This is a genomic window from Thalassolituus sp. (genome assembly GCF_984348125.1).
In genome coordinates this window covers 220,183-236,231 of the sequence record NZ_CFHJLR010000003.1, presented here as the reverse complement: position 1 = coordinate 236,231, position 16,049 = coordinate 220,183, and the positions used below count along the sequence as shown (strand labels likewise).

The window sequence follows — 16,049 nt, the reverse complement described above, 5'->3', positions numbered from 1 at the left end:
CTTAGTGGAAGTCGTGCGACTGTACCTTCAGGCGCTCCAGTGAACCACTCAGGTCGAGCAGTCGATAAGCAATCATGTGGGTGATGCCGCTTTCGGGGTCTTGCTCAACTTTGCCGTATACCTGTAGTAACCGTGCATGAATCAAAGTATCCAGCTGACGTTTTGCCGTAGCCAGCCAGACCACAATATTCGAGCAACCGGTTTCATCTTCGAGCGTAATAAAGGTCACGCCTGCTGAGGTTCCGGGGCGTTGGCGACACGTGACAATACCGCTGATATAGCTTTCGTCTCCGTGTTTCAGTTGTTTTAAACCTTCTGCTGTCACACTGTTCCCTAAGAGACCCTGTTCACGCAGGACTTCCATCGGATGGCGTCCAAGCGTCACGCCCAGACTCTGATAATCTTCCAGTAGATTATCGACTTCATCTGGCGCTGCCAGCTCCCAGGCTGTGGCTTGTGAAAGGTTCTCAAGAAGGTCGGGTTGATAAGATGCCGCAGCGGGTTCAGCGGCTTGCCAGCGTGCATGGTAACGATGCTCACTGAGGGCACCGAATGCACCTGAAGAAGCCAGCGCCTCACGCTCTTTGCGATTGAGCTGAGCAGCCTGGGTGCAGTCAGAAATGCTCTTGTATCCTGCTTCCGGACGCGCTGCTAACAGTCGCGTCGCTGCATCCTGATTCATACCTTTTACCAGACGAAGGCCAAGTCTGACTGAGCCATCAGGAAGTGCTTCGTGGTCCCAGTGGCTGTGATTAACATCGACCGGGTGAATCATAACCTTATGGTGTCGCGCATCATTGATCAGCTGTGCTGGGCTATAAAATCCCATAGGTTGGCTATTGAGTAGGGCCGCCAGAAATACGCCAGGGTGATGACATTTCAGCCAGGCAGTCAGATACACCAACAAGGCAAAACTGGCGGCGTGAGATTCTGGAAAACCGTATTCACCAAAGCCTTCGAGCTGGCGCTGAATTCTCTCTATGTAGGCTTCTGAAAATCCATTTTTAAGCATGTTTTCACGCAGACGATTCTGTAGTCTGTGCATGTGGCCTTTCTTTCGCCAGCTGGCCATGGAGCGTCTTAATTGATCGGCCTCAGAGGCAGTAAAGTCTGCGGCGACCATGGCAAAGGCAATGACTTGCTCCTGAAATAATGGAACCCCGTGGGTGCGTTCAAGGATAGGTCTGAGTTCAGGCAGAGGATAATCTGCGGCTTCCTGACCGTTACGCCGCTTTAAATAAGGGTGCACCATATCACCATGAATGGGGCCCGGCCGTACGATCGAAACCTGGACCACCAGGTCGTAATAACAAGCTGGTTTCAGGCGTGGCAGCATATTCATCTGAGCACGACTCTCGACCTGAAAGACCCCCACGGAATCTGCTTTCTGCAGCATTTTATACGTCGCCGGGTCTTCACGCGGAATGTCACTGATCTGCATTTCTAAATGATTCAGGCTACGACGTATCGCTGTCATCATGCCCAGGCCAAGAATATCCACTTTCATCAGACCAAGCGTTTCCAGATCGTCTTTATCCCACTGAATCACCGTGCGCTCTTTCATGCTGGCATTTTCGACCGGAACTAATTCATGCAGACAACCTTCGGCAATAACAAAGCCACCAACATGCTGTGACAGGTGGCGAGGAAAACCCAGAATCTCTTGAGTCAGTGAACGAAGGCGTTGCGTTAAAGGGCTTTGATCGGAGTCTGGATAGACATGATCCATCCATTCGTGACCGTGATAGCGGCCAGCGTAGCGGGCAACAATACGGTCCTGCTCTGCAGTATTGACTCCCAGTGCTTTTGCGACATCACGCAAAGCACTACGCGGACGGTAACGGATGACAGTAGCTGCGAGTGCAGCACGCTCGCGCCCGTATTTCTGATATATGTACTGAATAACTTCTTCACGTCGCTGGCTTTCAAAATCAATATCAATATCTGGCGGTTCGTGGCGCTCTTCTGAAATAAAGCGTTCAAAAAGTAGTTGTACCTCTTGCGGATTTACTTCGGTCAGAAATAAACAATAACAGACCACGGAATTGGCCGCGGAACCACGTCCCTGACACATGATATTTTTTGAGCGGGCGAACTGGACGATATCGTAGAGGGTGACAAAGTAATGCTCGTATTCTTTCTGTGCGATCAGGCGAAGCTCTTTATCGATGGTTTGTTGGATATGAGCAGGGGTACCTTCAGGGAAGCGGATTGTCTGGCCTTTTTCTACCAGAGTTTTGAGATATTCCCGGGCGCACAGACCATCAGGAACTGAATCTGTGGGGTAAAGATAGGAAATTTCATCAAGATTAAATGTGCATTTATTAGCGACGCTGACGCTTTCCTGTAGCCAATGTTCAGGATAAAGATGTGATAATTTTTTAAGAGACCGTAAGTGACGCTCGGCGTTTGCGTATAAGCGATGTTTTATCTGCTGAACCGGTTGGTTCATACGTATAGCTGTCAGGCAGTCCTGTAAGCTGTGCCGTGACGGGTGGTGCATATGTACATTGCTCGCTGCGACAACAGGCAGGTCGAGGGTATCTGCCCAGCGGGCGATATCGATATAGTGATGGGCATCAAATTCATCCAGCGTCCGCTCTCCCAATAGCCACAGACGTTGATGAAAATGTCGGATTAATGCTGCGTACTCAGAGAGTATCTCTTGTTCAGCTGGCTGCCAGAGCAACAGACAATGTTGCAAATCAGTGAGCTGTGCGGGCGTAAACGTATAATGCCCTTTTTCTGCCTGACGCCGGCATTGAGTAATCAGTGTTGAGAGTTCAGCGTACGCTTTGCGCCCGGTAACGAGCACAATATAGAGGCCACTGGCGTGACGAAATTCGCTACCAATAATCAGCTTCAGTGACAGATTTTCTTCTTTAATGGCCCGGTGGGCGCACACAACGCCTGCGAAAGAGCATTCATCGGTCAGAGCCAATGCCTGATAGCCAAGATCAGCGGCTTGCTGGACTAATTCTTCGGGATGAGAAGCGCCCCGAAGAAAGGTAAAGTTACTCAGACAGTGAAGCTCAGCATATGGCGTAGTCACGGAGTGTCAGCCTATGAAAAATAGCCATGCAGAAACCAACGTTTCTGGTCATCCCTGAATACCCAGAGCAATTGTTCATCCTGCATAACCTGATAATAATCCCGGCGCGTCATCCAGCTATCCCACCAGCCGCTGGTTATGCGCAGAGGGCCTTGGATAATGTCTGCGGGAGGAGGGTAGGGAACTGGCTCAGGCAGCAACCAGATAGGCCAGTCTCCGGTTCGGCTCAGGCTGTCTGTTACGCTTTCATCTGCGGGCTGTGCTTGCCATGAAGCTTCTGGTCGCGGGTCTCCAGTGCTTTGCAGTACCGACACCTGGCTGGCTGATAGCCTGGCTTGTAAGCGGTTAATCAGACTGCCTGACAGAGGCGTCTGGTCGTCTGTTGCAAGGCATGATGCCTGCTCATGCTGTCTTGAAGTGAACTGGGTGACACTAAGCTGAAGCTCAGTGACCGGGGCCCGCAGAGACTGCTTATCCAATTGATAACGGCACAGTTGTAACAGTTCTTCATAGCGGTATTCATGGTTGGCAAAGCTGAATAGCCAGCGGGTTTCCGGAGGTTCTCTGTGTAACAGACGTAAGGCCAGCCAGCGGACTGAAAGCTGATGGTGGTGGAGAAATCCACAGAGGCTGTCGAGCAGACGAGCCAATGGAAAAAATAGCCCATTTCTGTGCTCGGCATCATGACTGAATATGACTTTCTCAGAGAATTTCAGCGGCGGAGTAAAAAGACTAGAGGGCGGTTTTTGCTGTCCGTGCAGTTGCTGCAGTTGTTGCATCAACTGCGGACAGATACGACGACCAGTTTCTGCGAGTGGCAGTTGTAATAACTCTCCCAGATGCTGAATACCCAGTCGCTGTAATGCCAGCAGCTGTGCATCGTTGAGATGCAACTTATCCAAAGGAAGTGTCTGTAGCGCATGCTGTTGTTGTGCGGTATTCAGAGAGAGTGTCTGTACATCAGCGAGTGCCTGCCAGCGCGCAGAAACAGGCGTCAGGCCTAAGCCATATTGCAGTGGCCACTGATGCTGCTGACAGCCGTCTTTGAGCGTGTTAACGAAGGCTTCAATGCCACCAAACAGCCTCAGCATGCTTCCTGCTTCGAGCCATAAGCCGTCCGCTGGGTCGGGAAATATCTGTGCAGAGTAGCGATATGCCCACAATGCCCTTTGTTGCAGTAACTGCTCTGCGTATTCCTGGTTCAGGGTATGACAGACAACTTCCGGACACAGAAACAACGCACTGGCGAGGGGCATGTCTGGGCGAATTCCACATTGCTTTGCAGCCGCTGATACCTGAACGACCCGCTGCTGATCCTGAGTAATCACAATAACCGGGCTGTGATAATCATGGACCAGACTGTGCAGGTACATATCCGGAAAGTAGAGATAGAGCCAGGCGTTCATGGGCTTAACCTGTTCGGGTTGCGCTGTTCAGTGACAGTGAAAAGGCATTACCCGGCCAGCGTCCCCGACGTTTAATAAAGCGCAGGTTTGCCTGTTCTGCTGAGATTCGTGTGACCTGAAGCCTCAATGGTGCGGCTGAAGCGCTGTTCTGGTGTCTGGCGTCGGGCCATAGCCAGCAGAAGTTCTTACTTGCTTCGCAGGCCAGTTGAATCCTGCGAATGCTGTTAGGGTCCGATTCAGGCAGCCATCCCATGACGGCGCTGCAGTGACCAGACCGAAGCCCTTCTTCGACGCACCAGAGTGCTTCTTTGCGATCTTTGGGGTGCACCATCAACAGTCGTCGGGTATCTATTCCTGCCATTGTCAGGGCTGGCGCGTAGGGAATAGCAGGAGGAGCTACCATCATGATCCACTGCTGTTGATGACTTAATGTCGCCAGCACGGGTAGCAGAATGTGCATATCACCGCAGCCGTACCTATGAGGGTAAATCTCGCAGACCTGGCCAGCTTGCCAGCCCCCTTGTGGGAGTTCACGGTTCAGCTGCTGATACCCAGAGGAGATGACGCTGGCACTGCTACAAGGTTGCTGAGCCGCCTGCCATACCAGTCCTTTGTTCAGAGCCTGGTCGAGAGGGTAACTCAGACCGGATGACGAATGTGATTGTGTCGCTGGCATACCTCTCTCCTTTATGTGTTTTTATATACAGTACTGTATATAAAAACAGTGTTCAAGGGGGTGGCTACGACAGAGCGTGAAAGACGCAGAAAAAAAGGGCCTCGCAGGCCCTTTCTCAGTTCAGTACTTGTCTTGGTCGGCGTACGCTTACCGGTCAGTCGGTGGCATAAATAATAACCAGATCTTCCGGTAGGTCTGTGTCCGCAGTGAGATAGCCAATGCTGCTTGGTGTATTAAGAAGATACTGAACCATCGCCTCCTCTGAATTGACTATCTGAGGCGGCGGGCGGCGACCAGTAAACTTCATTTGAGCCCAATAAGACTGAACCCGGGAGTCAGACAGGCCGACGATCTTGATGTTAAACAGACTGCGCGTACGACTGCCGGGAGGTAGGGCTACAGGCTGCAGATCACGACCCACCGAAGCCCCCATAAACAGATTGCGTATCTGTTCACGGGATAATCGCACGCCGGTATTGTCGGAATGCGTCACAATAATGATCCGCTCACTGGCGAAGGCAGCAAATGCTCCTGGTGCAGACAATAAGGTCAGCGCCAGTAAAGAGCTAAATATGAGTCTCATCAGAAGATCCACTCCCACGCCACTTGGTAGAGGTAGGCATTTTCAGTGGAGTCATTTGATGATGGGCTCATAAAGAAACCGCTGCGGCTTCGTGACTCTTCAAGCAGAGTTATTTCTGCTTTCAGTGCCATATTCATCCGAAAGTCCCAACGTGTTCCCAGGGTGTAGCTATCCAGGTTGCCATTCGGTGTGCTGGCAAATACCTGGTAGTAGGCCGTTGATAACATATCCTGCTGCGGGTTTCCGGTCGGGGGCATCGGCAGCTCGTTCGACATTTTGACTGCACTGTATTCGCTGCGGCTGTATGTCGCGTGCAGTGTCCAGTCGTTGATAACCCGACCTGCCATCAGGTAGTAACCCGTGATCTCAGGAGCAATTTCGTACCCTGTGACTATGTTGACCCATTCTGCTTTATAGAATGAATTTAACGTGTCGTAGCTGAGAGATGTCTGCAGAGCGTATACATTACCGGAAGATTCCAGACTTTTGGCGCTGTCGTTGTAGCCGAGGGCATACAATTGTGAGCGCAGTTCAGATACATTCGGGATCTCGGTCGTGTTGTGCGCCTGATGGTATGACATGCGTAAAGACAGGTTATTGCGATTAATCGTAGCGACGATCCCCGCCAGGTCTTCAACTTCTGTTTCAACGTCTACTTTTGTGCCGGCAAGGAACAAATCGCCTTTGAAGTATCCATAGTAAGCTTCAAGGTTGAGGGCCAGAGAGTTACCGGCGTGATAATAACTGGCACTGGCACCATTAAAATTAGAGAACAGGTAATTGTTGTAAACCTGCACAGGTGCGGTTACCCATGGATAGCTGTAGCCAACGTCGTAACCGTCGCTGTAAATAAAAAACGGTGTACGCAGTTTCCCAGCCCTGAAGTGCCATGCGCTGCTTGGCTGGTAACTCAGGTAAGCCCACTCCAGCCCGCTGTCACGATCGTCACTGGTATGTGCGACAAACTGGCTCGAAACGGACAGTTTATCGTTGAAGGAATAGGATGGCTGTACTGCTAACAGTGATTGCTCATCCAGAGATGCTTCATTGGTATAGCCATCGAAACGTCGGCTGCTGTGGCTGAGGTAGCCACCAATGACGCGGGCAAAGCCCGAGATTTCCAGATTGTCGGTCAGTTTTTCTGCATAGCATGCCTCTGCACTCAGAAGGAGGGCAGATACAACGGCAGCAACACCGGGTATTTTTATCATTATATGGTTGCTCCAAGTTGCGCCAGAGAACTCAATGTCGGCTCTGTTGCAGGAGTATAGTAATCAAATCTGTCCATACAGCTTGCGGGATGTCCCACTTCTGACAGTTTGGCCTAATATGTCATATAAGTGATAGGCTGAGAAGGATAAATATCATTCCTTAACGGCCAGACATTGAACTTATAGTGCACTATGATCTGATGGCAGGTATAAAAATTTACGACGTCAGGGAACAGAGAGAGTTACATGCTGATTAGAAGCATCAGAACGGCGGTAATGCTATTGAGTCTTATCTCGATTGCACTGGTCGCTACTTCTGTATTTTATTCTGCCCTGCGCGAGCATCGGGAGCTTTACACCCGTTATGTTGAAAGCGATCTCCGTGCACTCTCTGACAACATGGCCAGCGACCTGGTTGGGATTCTCAGTAAGTCGGATCATTTCTTCGACCTGAAGCGTTATCTGCTGAGCCTTGAGCCTTACGAAAATGTGGTGGGTGCCGCCATTTTTGACCCGCAGTGGAACGTACTTGAACTGTATGCTGGCCAGGCCATGCTTGAGAGCCAGGGTGATTTCCCCGTTGATTTCACGGACTGGAAGTTTTTCGAGTCTGGTGTACTACGCGACGACGGACGTCTGATTGCTGTCCGACGTATCGGCGAACCACCTTTGGTGATGGGGCATCTGGCCCTGATCGTTGACCTTGAGGGACCACTGCTTTCCAGCACTATCAGCCTGGCATTACGTATTCTTCCTGTCGCGATTGCTGTGATACTCATCATGGTGGGGCTGTTCTATGTTCAGGCCAGTCGCTGGTTGTGGCCATTGACTCAGCTATCTGAATTTGCCCGAAAAGTTCAGGAAACCAAAGACTATCGATTGAAGATCCCTGTATACGGTAAGTATGAGGTGTCGTCGTTAACGCAGGACATCAACAATATGATGGATGCGATCCGTGTTGAGTCCGATATTAATCAGGAGTACGTCGAACTTCTGGAGCAGCGCCGGGAGGAAATGGAATACCTGGCGAACTACGACAGTCTGACGCGTCTGCTCAATCGCCAGAGCTTTATGGGTATTCTCGATGCTTCATTACGTGAACTGCGTGATAGCGGGGAAGGTGATCTGGTGGTCATGTTCGTCGATCTGGACGGTTTTAAAGAGGTTAACGATACGCTGGGCCATGAGGTCGGTGACAAATTGCTGGTTGAGGTTGCTGAGAGGCTGAAATCGTACATCCCGAGAGAGGACGTTGTCAGTCGTCATGGCGGTGATGAATTCCTTGTCCTGTGTCGAACCTCTTCTGATCATCCGGAGAGTATGGCTGAAAACATTGTCGGTGGCCTGAGAACGACTTTTCTGATTGATTCATGGGAGGTCCGGATCAGCGCCAGCGTCGGTATTGCGCGGGCGTCAGAAGGTGGGTTTGATACGCAGGACACTATCCGTAATGCCGATGTCGCTATGTACGTTGCTAAAAAAGAGGGTAAGTCTCAGTACTGCTTCTTCCAGGAACATATGCTCATTGAGCATCAGCGTAAAATAGACATTGCCAATGCCATTGAGCCGGGCCTGGAGCGCGGCGAGTTTTACATCTGTTATCAACTCAAGGTCAGCAGCGATGGTGAGCCCCGTGGTGTTGAGGCTCTGGTGCGTTGGAACAGCCAAACGCTGGGCAGAGTGTCGCCATCAGATTTTGTCCCTATTGCTGAACGCTCAGGCAAGATTACTGCGCTGACCGACTGGGTTGTTGAGCGTGTCTGCCGCGATGTTGCGAATTACTTTCAGGACCTTCCTGTTCCGATACTGGTTTCTCTTAATCTGTCGGCATACGATCTTAAGCGCTACCAGTTCTCTGATTTTATCCGCAGTACGTTTGAAACCCATGCTGTTCGTCCTGAGCTCATTGAGTTTGAAGTGACGGAGCATGCGTATCTCGATAATCTTGAGATGGCGAATCGATTCTTCAATGACATCAGCGAACTTGGTTGTCGCGTCGCATTAGACGACTTCGGCACAGGGTATTCGTCGCTCAGTTACCTGACTCGTATTCCTATCGATCTGATCAAAATTGATAAGCAGTTTGTTGAGAATATTGGCCTTACAGCCCGCGATGATGCATTGGTTTTAACCATTATTGAGATGGCCAAGCGTCTGGGGATAGAACTGTGTGCAGAGGGTGTAGAAACCGAAGCTCAGCGTGATTTTCTGAAAATTCACGGTTGTAACCTGATGCAGGGCTATCTGTTTGACCGTCCTCAGGAGCTAGAACAGCTCAAGGCCAATTTTGCCACGTCAATTTCGGATCAGTCAGGCGTGCTCACGCACCGATAGTCGTTCACCAATACACTGACTCAGTACTGGGAAATCCTCCGCCGCTCGTGATTCTGGCGCGAAGCTTTTGAACTAATTCCATACATTCAACTCTAGATCTTATGAGGAATAGGTTGTTCGGAGTGTCGCTTAGGGACACTGGTAAAAATGGGCTCATCAATCCGGACAAAAAGAGTCAATGGGCAGGATGAAACCCTACGGACATATCGATGTCTCAATATTTGCGTGAAAGTCTTAAATGACAAAATAGTCACCTTTGTGACGGGGGCATCAACATTTGTGGAAATGATAGGGGGCTGGTTCAGAGTTTTGCGACCAGCCTCGAATTTCTTTACGGCCCCGAGTGAGTGTTTGCCGAGACTTTATCTATACTGAAATCAGCACATGCCCAAGGTCAGGAGCCTAGCGAATGGATGATCAGGTCTACACGAACGATGCAGATCCTCAGGAAACCAAAGAATGGGTGGATGCAATCCACTCCGTTATTCGAGCTGAAGGGTTAGACAGAGCCCACTTCTTAATTGAACGTATCGCCGAAAGGGCCACCAGGGACGGGATGCCTCTCCCGTATGCCCTGAATACCCCGTATCGCAACACTATCCCACCTGAAAAAGAAGCGCCGATGCCCGGTGACCTCTTCATGGAACGACGTATCCGCTCTCTGGTGCGTTGGAATGCGTTGGCGATGGTACTGCGAGCAAATAAAGAAGGCGCGGGTGATCTTGGTGGCCATATTTCCAGTTTTGCCTCCAGTGCGACGCTGTACGATGTGGGATTCAATCACTTCTTCCGTGCTCCAAATGCTGACAGCGAGCAATCGCCGCTGGGCGATCTGATTTATTACCAGGGTCACGTATCACCGGGCATTTATGCGCGCAGTTATCTTGAGGGGCGGTTCGACGAACACGATCTTGAACGATTCCGACAGGAAGCACTGGCCCCGGGACTGTCATCGTACCCTCATCCGAAACTGATGCCAGACTACTGGCAGTTCCCTACGGTTTCGATGGGCCTTGGACCGTTACAGGCGATCTATCAGGCGCACTTTATGCGTTATCTGTCTGCGCGAGGACTCGTGCCGCGTAAAGGTCGTAAAGTCTGGGCGTTTCTCGGTGACGGCGAGTGTGATGAGCCTGAGACTCTGGGCGCCATCGGTCTTGCCGGGCGCGAAAAGCTCGAAAACCTGATCTTCGTTATTAACTGCAATCTGCAGCGCCTCGACGGCCCGGTCAGGGGTAACGGTAAGATTATTCAGGAGTTGGAGAGTCAGTTCCGTGGAGCTGGCTGGAACGTTATTAAAGTCGTCTGGGGTCGCCATTGGGATCCTTTGTTAGCGAAAGACCGTAAAGGCCTCCTGCAGAAACGCATGGACGAAACCGTTGATGGTGAATATCAGAACTACAAGGCCAAAGGCGGTAAGTATACGCGTGAGCACTTCTTCGAAAAGTATCCTGAGCTGAAAGACCTGGTTAAAGATCTCAGCGATGAGGACATCTTTAAACTTAACCGTGGGGGACATGACCCGTACAAGGTATTCGCGGCGTATCACGAAGCCGTGAATCACAAAGGGCAGCCCACGGTTATTCTGGCTCATACCGTAAAAGGATATGGTATGGGCGGTGAAGCCGAGGGGCAGAATCAGGCGCACCAGGTTAAGAAACTGGATATCGACAGCCTGAAAGCCTTCCGCGATCGTTTTGGCATTCCTATCCGTGACGAAGACCTTGAGCATCTGCCGTTTTATCGTCCGCCGGCAGATAGCCCTGAAATGACCTACATGCGTAAGCAGCGTGAAAAGCTGGGTGGTAGTCTGCCGGTGCGCACCGAGAACTGGCAGGGCCTTACTGCGCCGGATCTGTCGTTCTTCCAGGCCCAGCTCGATGGTACTGGAGAGCGTGAAATTTCAACGACCATGGCGTTTGTGCGGATCCTGTCACAGGTAGTGAAAGACAAGAATATGGGCGAACGTGTTGTGCCTATTGTTCCGGATGAGGCGCGCACGTTTGGTATGGAAGGCATGTTCCGTCAGATGGGTATCTACTCATCCGAAGGCCAGCTCTATGAGCCGGTCGATCAGGGGCAGGTTATGTATTACCGCGAGGATAAAAAAGGCCGCATCCTTGAAGAGGGCATCAACGAAGCTGGTGCATTTTCTGCCTGGATGGCAGCGGGCAGTTCATACAGCACTAACGGCCTGGCCATGATTCCGTTCTACATCTATTACTCGATGTTCGGTTTCCAGCGTATCGGCGACTTCGCCTGGGCTGCGGGAGATATGCAGTGTCAGGGGTTCCTGATTGGTGCAACTTCCGGACGCACAACACTGAACGGTGAAGGCCTCCAGCATCAGGACGGTCACAGTCACTTATTGGCATCGACCATTCCGAACTGTATTTCTTACGACCCGACTTACGCTTATGAAATGGCCGTAATCGTTCAGGATGGTCTGAAGCGCATGTACGAGAAGAAAGAAAAAGTCTTCTACTACATCACCTCTCTGAATGAGAACTACCCACACCCAGCGATGCCAGAAGGTGTTGAAGAAGGCATACGCCGCGGTATTTATCGCTTGCGTGAGTCGGCTGGCACCGACAAACCCGTACAGTTGATGGGATCAGGCTCTATTCTTCGCCAGGTTGAAAAAGCGGCCGAATGGCTTAACGAAAAAGGTATCGCTGCCAGCGTCTGGTCTGTGACCTCGTACAACGAGTTGCGCCGTGAGGGTATGGCATGTGAGCGTGAAGCGCTGCTTTCCGCAGGACAGCGCACACCTGAGCCGTATGTGACTTCTCAGCTGAAACAGAGCGAAGGTCCGCTGATTTCTGCAACCGACCACATGAAAGCCTACTCGGATCAGATCCGTCCTTACATCCCGGCGGGTCGCAGCTATCAGGTGTTAGGTACCGACGGCTTTGGTCGTAGTGACACCCGTGACGCCCTGCGTCGCTTCTTTGAAGTCGACTGGCAGCACATCGCCTGGGCCGCAGGTTATGAGCTGATGAAAGAGGGCACTCTGTCTGCCGATGAGCTGGAAAGCTGGAGAGAAGAGCTTTCTATTGATGCGTCTAAACCAGATCCGCTGTACAGCTGAGGAAGGAACCGATGACAACATTGAAAATTCCTGACTTGGGTGGTTCCAGCAACGTCGAAGTTATCGAGGTACTGGTCAGTGATGGGGACAGCGTCGAGAAAGAGCAGGCTCTGATTGTCCTCGAAACAGACAAAGCTACGATGGAAATTCCGGCTGAAGAAGAAGGCACCGTAACCGGTGTTCTGGTGAAAGTCGGCGATAAAGTCAGTCAGGGCGACGACTTTCTTGAATTGGACAGTGCTACTTCTGGAGACAGCAGCTCAGAGTCGTCCAGTTCAGACAGCGATGACAGTCGCTCAGATACCGAGAGCAACAAAGAGCCGGCGCCTGAAGCAAACGCTTCGGAAGAGCCTGAAAAGGATGCGCCGGCCACTGGAGGCGGTGAAAGTAAAACCATCCCCATCCCTGACCTGGGTGGCTCTAAAGACGTCGAAGTGATCGAAGTGTCTGTTCGCGTCGGTGAAGAAATTGACGAAGAGCAGTCAGTGATCACACTTGAAACCGATAAAGCCAGCATGGAAATTCCTGCTGGCGTTGCCGGTACGGTTGAAGAAATCCTGATTAAGATGGGTGATAAGGTCAGCGAAGGCGATCCTATGGTGGTGATAAAAACCGCTGCCACTGCTATGCAGGAAAGCAAGCCAGCACCTGCCAGCTCTAGCGAAAGCAAGGATAAGAAACCGGAGTCCGCACCGGCTTCACTGTCTTCTCAGTCTGCGTCAGCCAAGAGTAATGCTGCGGCGGCATCGCCGTCGAAGCAGGTTCATGCAGGCCCTGCGGTCCGTAAGGTCGCACGGGAATTTGGTGTCGATCTGGCGTTAGTTGCGGGCTCTGGCCCTAAAGGGCGTGTTCTTAAAGAGGACGTTCAGGCTTTCGTTAAAGAGCGTGTGAACGGTCCCGCTACCGCTGGCGGAACAGGCATCCCAGCAGTTCCGGAGATCGACTTCTCACAGTTTGGCCCGGTAACAACAGAGGCGTTGAACAATATCAAGCGAGCGACTGCGCGCTCGATGACGACGGCCTGGTTGAACGTGCCTCAGGTGACTCAGTTCGACCACGCTGATATCACGGGTCTGGAGGCTTTCCGTAAGGAACAGAACGCCAACGGAGACGTGCGCTACTCTATTGTTCCCTTCGTACTTAAAGCCATCGCAAAACTACTGAAAGAGTTCCCGACCTTTAATGCATCGCTTGCGCCGGACGGTGAATCTCTGATTATGAAGGGGTACGTTCATATTGGCGTCGCGGTGGATACACCGAAAGGATTGCTAGTCCCTGTAATTCGTGACGTCGATCAGAAGTCTGTTACAGAAATTACACAAGAACTGGGAAATAAGGCCAGCCTGGCCCGTGAAGGTAAACTATCCTTAAAAGACATGCAGGGAGGTTGCTTCAGTCTATCCAGTCTGGGCGGAATTGGTGGAACTGCGTTTACACCGATTGTTAATCCGCCAGAGGTTGCCATTCTGGGCCTGTCACGGTCTGAGATGAAACCCGTCTGGAATGGTTCTGAATTTGTTCCTCGCTTGATGTTGCCTCTGTCGCTTTCATACGACCATCGGGTGATCGACGGGGCTGAAGCAGCGCGCTTCAGCCAGAAACTCGTGAGTTATCTGGAGGATATGCGGCAGCTCTTGATGTGAAGTTTTAGCGGAGATTGTACATATGTTCAGGTCACTGATGCTTCCGGGTATCAAGTTTATGGGGCGTTTAAGCTACGCCTCCAAGTTCAGCCTCATCAGTTTCCTGTTTCTGGTGCCTCTCGTAATCCTCAGCGGCCAGGTCTTTCTGGCCGCATTCGACTCCATGAAGAAAACTGAGCGTGAGATTAACGCTGTTTATTCTGTTGAATTGTTGCTCGCTTTTGCCAAAGAGCTTGAAAATGTTCGCGACATTTCTGCAGCGGCGGTGATTCAGAGTGATCAGGCGCTAAGAGATGAGGCGACGCGCTTGATTGGTTTGCTGCCGCAAAAAACCAATACGCTGATCGACCAACTTGATGACGATAACCTGATCACCACTATCGAAGAGTGGCGCTCTCAATACCTGGGACGTTTCAGTATCGTTGGTGAGCAACGCCAACCGGCTTTTCTTGATCAATTTAATTACTTCCAGACGAACATCGAAGAGATCTATCTGACCGCCCGCCAGTATGCGCAGACGTCCGGGCTTACATTGGACTCTGATGACACTATCCAACGTCTGACGTCTACCTTGCTGATTGATCTCCCTCAGGTCGAGAAAGCTGCTGGTCTTGGCCACTCCGCAGGTATTTATGCCTTTGCTGAGCAGTATCTACAGTCATCGACTTACGATCTTATGAATCTTATTTATGATGAGATTCTGGCGGCTGAGCAGGGAACAGAGTTGGTTATGGCTAACGCTGAAGTGACGGGTGATGCGGCACTTGCCGATAATGCACGTAATGTCCTGGCATTTCTGAATGACCTGAGAATGACCCTGGATGAACAGGTCATTATGGCTGCCTCTATTGAGCGGCCCTGGCAGGATTTCCATAATTACTATCTTGAGGCATCGTCCGTTTTCGATAACATGCGTGGTAATGCATTCCCTCTGCTTCAGACCCGACTTGAAGAGCGACTGGCTGGCCAGACCACCCGGGTCACCACACTCGTTACTGTGCTGCTCGTAACACTCTCTATTATTGTTTACCTGTACCTCTCGTTCTTTATGTCTGTTCGGGCGACGATCAAAAGCTTTACCAAAACTGCGGGCGTGGTCGCAGAGGGTGACTTCACCCGGCGGATTGAAGTGGTTGGCAGTGATGAAATGGGGCAGTTGCGGGATGCCTTTAATCAGATGATCGATAATATTCGTCAGACTCTGACCGCGGTCAAAGATTCTGCATCTGAGGTGGGCAGCAATGTATCTGAAGTTGAATCCATCGCAGACCGCAGTCGCGAGGCAGTCACCGTGCAGTTAGCGCAGACGAACGAGGTTAGCACCACCATTGAAGAGGTTGCTGAGAGTGCGGCTGATGTCAGCCGTCTTGCAGAAGAAGCCGAAGAGGCAGCCCGCTCAGGACAGGGCAAATCCGACGAAGCAGGCAAGGTTGTGACACGCGTCATGGGCGAGGTCGGCCGTCTGTCTGACGAAATGGAAAATTCGATGGCGGCTGTAAACCGCCTGGCCGAAAACTCGACCAGCATCAGCTCTATCCTTGAAACGATTAAAGGTATTGCGGAACAAACCAATCTATTGGCTCTGAATGCTGCTATTGAAGCTGCTCGGGCTGGAGAGCAAGGCCGTGGGTTTGCTGTGGTCGCGGATGAAGTGAGGACACTGGCGAGCCGAACTCAGGGGTCCGCTCAGGAGATTGAAACCTTGATCAGCGATGTTCAGGAAAACATTGTGAAAGCAGTCGACACCATGCGCGTCAACCGCGACATGGTGGATGCAACCGTGAAAAATTCGGTACAAGTCAGTGACACTCTGGCAGAAATTCAACAGAGCATGGGCGATATTCAGCAGCGTACTGACCGGATTGCGGGTACCGCTGGACAGCAGCGCGAGGCGGCGACGCGCTTGCGCACAAATCTTAGTGAGATCCGCAGTACGGGTGAAGAAACGTCGCGCAATGCAGAAGGTACGGTTCAGGCCGTTGCCAAGACCCGTTCAATCGCTGAATCGCTGGGCAATAAAGTCGACCAGTTTAAAGTTAACTGACCGCGACGT

9 protein-coding genes are annotated in these 16,049 nt (G+C 51.3%); 4 read left to right on the top strand and 5 right to left on the bottom strand.

Going from position 1 to position 16,049, the window contains the following annotated elements:
* Position 1: 1 nt before the first annotated feature.
* From AC5E51_RS03710 to AC5E51_RS03690, 5 genes are all read right to left on the bottom strand, one after another.
* On the bottom strand, positions 2-3,052 hold the full coding sequence (locus tag AC5E51_RS03710) for an error-prone DNA polymerase (protein ID WP_491778139.1): 3,051 nt from the start codon (positions 3,050-3,052) through the stop codon (positions 2-4).
* Positions 3,053-3,063: 11 nt separating this feature from the next.
* The gene (locus AC5E51_RS03705; RefSeq protein ID WP_076515138.1) at positions 3,064-4,458 is read right to left on the bottom strand and encodes a Y-family DNA polymerase; all 1,395 of its coding nucleotides are present in this window, start codon (positions 4,456-4,458) and stop codon (positions 3,064-3,066) included.
* Positions 4,459-4,462: 4 nt separating this feature from the next.
* Positions 4,463-5,134, bottom strand: coding sequence for a translesion DNA synthesis-associated protein ImuA (gene imuA, locus AC5E51_RS03700; protein ID WP_076515137.1), 672 nt, complete (start codon positions 5,132-5,134; stop codon positions 4,463-4,465).
* 154 nt (positions 5,135-5,288) lie between these two features.
* Positions 5,289-5,717: a type 2 periplasmic-binding domain-containing protein gene (locus AC5E51_RS03695; protein WP_076515136.1), complete on the bottom strand. Its 429-nt coding sequence runs from the start codon at positions 5,715-5,717 to the stop codon at positions 5,289-5,291.
* Positions 5,717-6,928: a hypothetical protein gene (locus tag AC5E51_RS03690; protein ID WP_297534006.1), complete on the bottom strand. Its 1,212-nt coding sequence runs from the start codon at positions 6,926-6,928 to the stop codon at positions 5,717-5,719. Before AC5E51_RS03690 ends, AC5E51_RS03695 begins: the two co-directional genes overlap by 1 nt.
* Positions 6,929-7,174: 246 nt before the next feature.
* On the opposite strand from AC5E51_RS03690, the gene AC5E51_RS03685 reads away from it, so the two are divergent.
* The 4 genes from AC5E51_RS03685 to AC5E51_RS03670 all read left to right on the top strand — a co-directional run bounded on the left by AC5E51_RS03685 (position 7,175) and on the right by AC5E51_RS03670 (position 16,040).
* A complete protein-coding gene (locus AC5E51_RS03685) occupies positions 7,175-9,262 on the top strand; it encodes a putative bifunctional diguanylate cyclase/phosphodiesterase (RefSeq protein WP_297534008.1) in 2,088 nt (695 codons plus the stop codon).
* 409 nt (positions 9,263-9,671) lie between these two features.
* The gene (aceE, locus tag AC5E51_RS03680; protein ID WP_491778138.1) at positions 9,672-12,353 is read left to right on the top strand and encodes a pyruvate dehydrogenase (acetyl-transferring), homodimeric type; all 2,682 of its coding nucleotides are present in this window, start codon (positions 9,672-9,674) and stop codon (positions 12,351-12,353) included.
* Between the two features lie 11 nt (positions 12,354-12,364).
* Complete coding sequence (gene aceF / locus AC5E51_RS03675) at positions 12,365-13,996, top strand: dihydrolipoyllysine-residue acetyltransferase (RefSeq protein WP_491778137.1); 1,632 nt, start codon at positions 12,365-12,367, stop codon at positions 13,994-13,996.
* Positions 13,997-14,018: 22 nt separating this feature from the next.
* Positions 14,019-16,040, top strand: coding sequence for a methyl-accepting chemotaxis protein (locus tag AC5E51_RS03670; protein ID WP_297534011.1), 2,022 nt, complete (start codon positions 14,019-14,021; stop codon positions 16,038-16,040).
* Positions 16,041-16,049: the final 9 nt, after the last annotated feature.

What these genes read in the sequence shown, in the direction of transcription:
- AC5E51_RS03705 (WP_076515138.1), bottom strand. Translation starts at nt 4,458, where the DNA reads ATGAACGCCTGGCTCTATCTCTACTTTCCGGATATGTACCTGCACAGT.
- imuA (WP_076515137.1), bottom strand. Translation starts at nt 5,134, where the DNA reads ATGCCAGCGACACAATCACATTCGTCATCCGGTCTGAGTTACCCTCTC.
- AC5E51_RS03695 (WP_076515136.1), bottom strand. Translation starts at nt 5,717, where the DNA reads ATGAGACTCATATTTAGCTCTTTACTGGCGCTGACCTTATTGTCTGCA.
- AC5E51_RS03690 (WP_297534006.1), bottom strand. Translation starts at nt 6,928, where the DNA reads ATGATAAAAATACCCGGTGTTGCTGCCGTTGTATCTGCCCTCCTTCTG.
- AC5E51_RS03685 (WP_297534008.1), top strand. Translation starts at nt 7,175, where the DNA reads ATGCTGATTAGAAGCATCAGAACGGCGGTAATGCTATTGAGTCTTATC.
- aceE (WP_491778138.1), top strand. Translation starts at nt 9,672, where the DNA reads ATGGATGATCAGGTCTACACGAACGATGCAGATCCTCAGGAAACCAAA.
- aceF (WP_491778137.1), top strand. Translation starts at nt 12,365, where the DNA reads ATGACAACATTGAAAATTCCTGACTTGGGTGGTTCCAGCAACGTCGAA.
- AC5E51_RS03670 (WP_297534011.1), top strand. Translation starts at nt 14,019, where the DNA reads ATGTTCAGGTCACTGATGCTTCCGGGTATCAAGTTTATGGGGCGTTTA.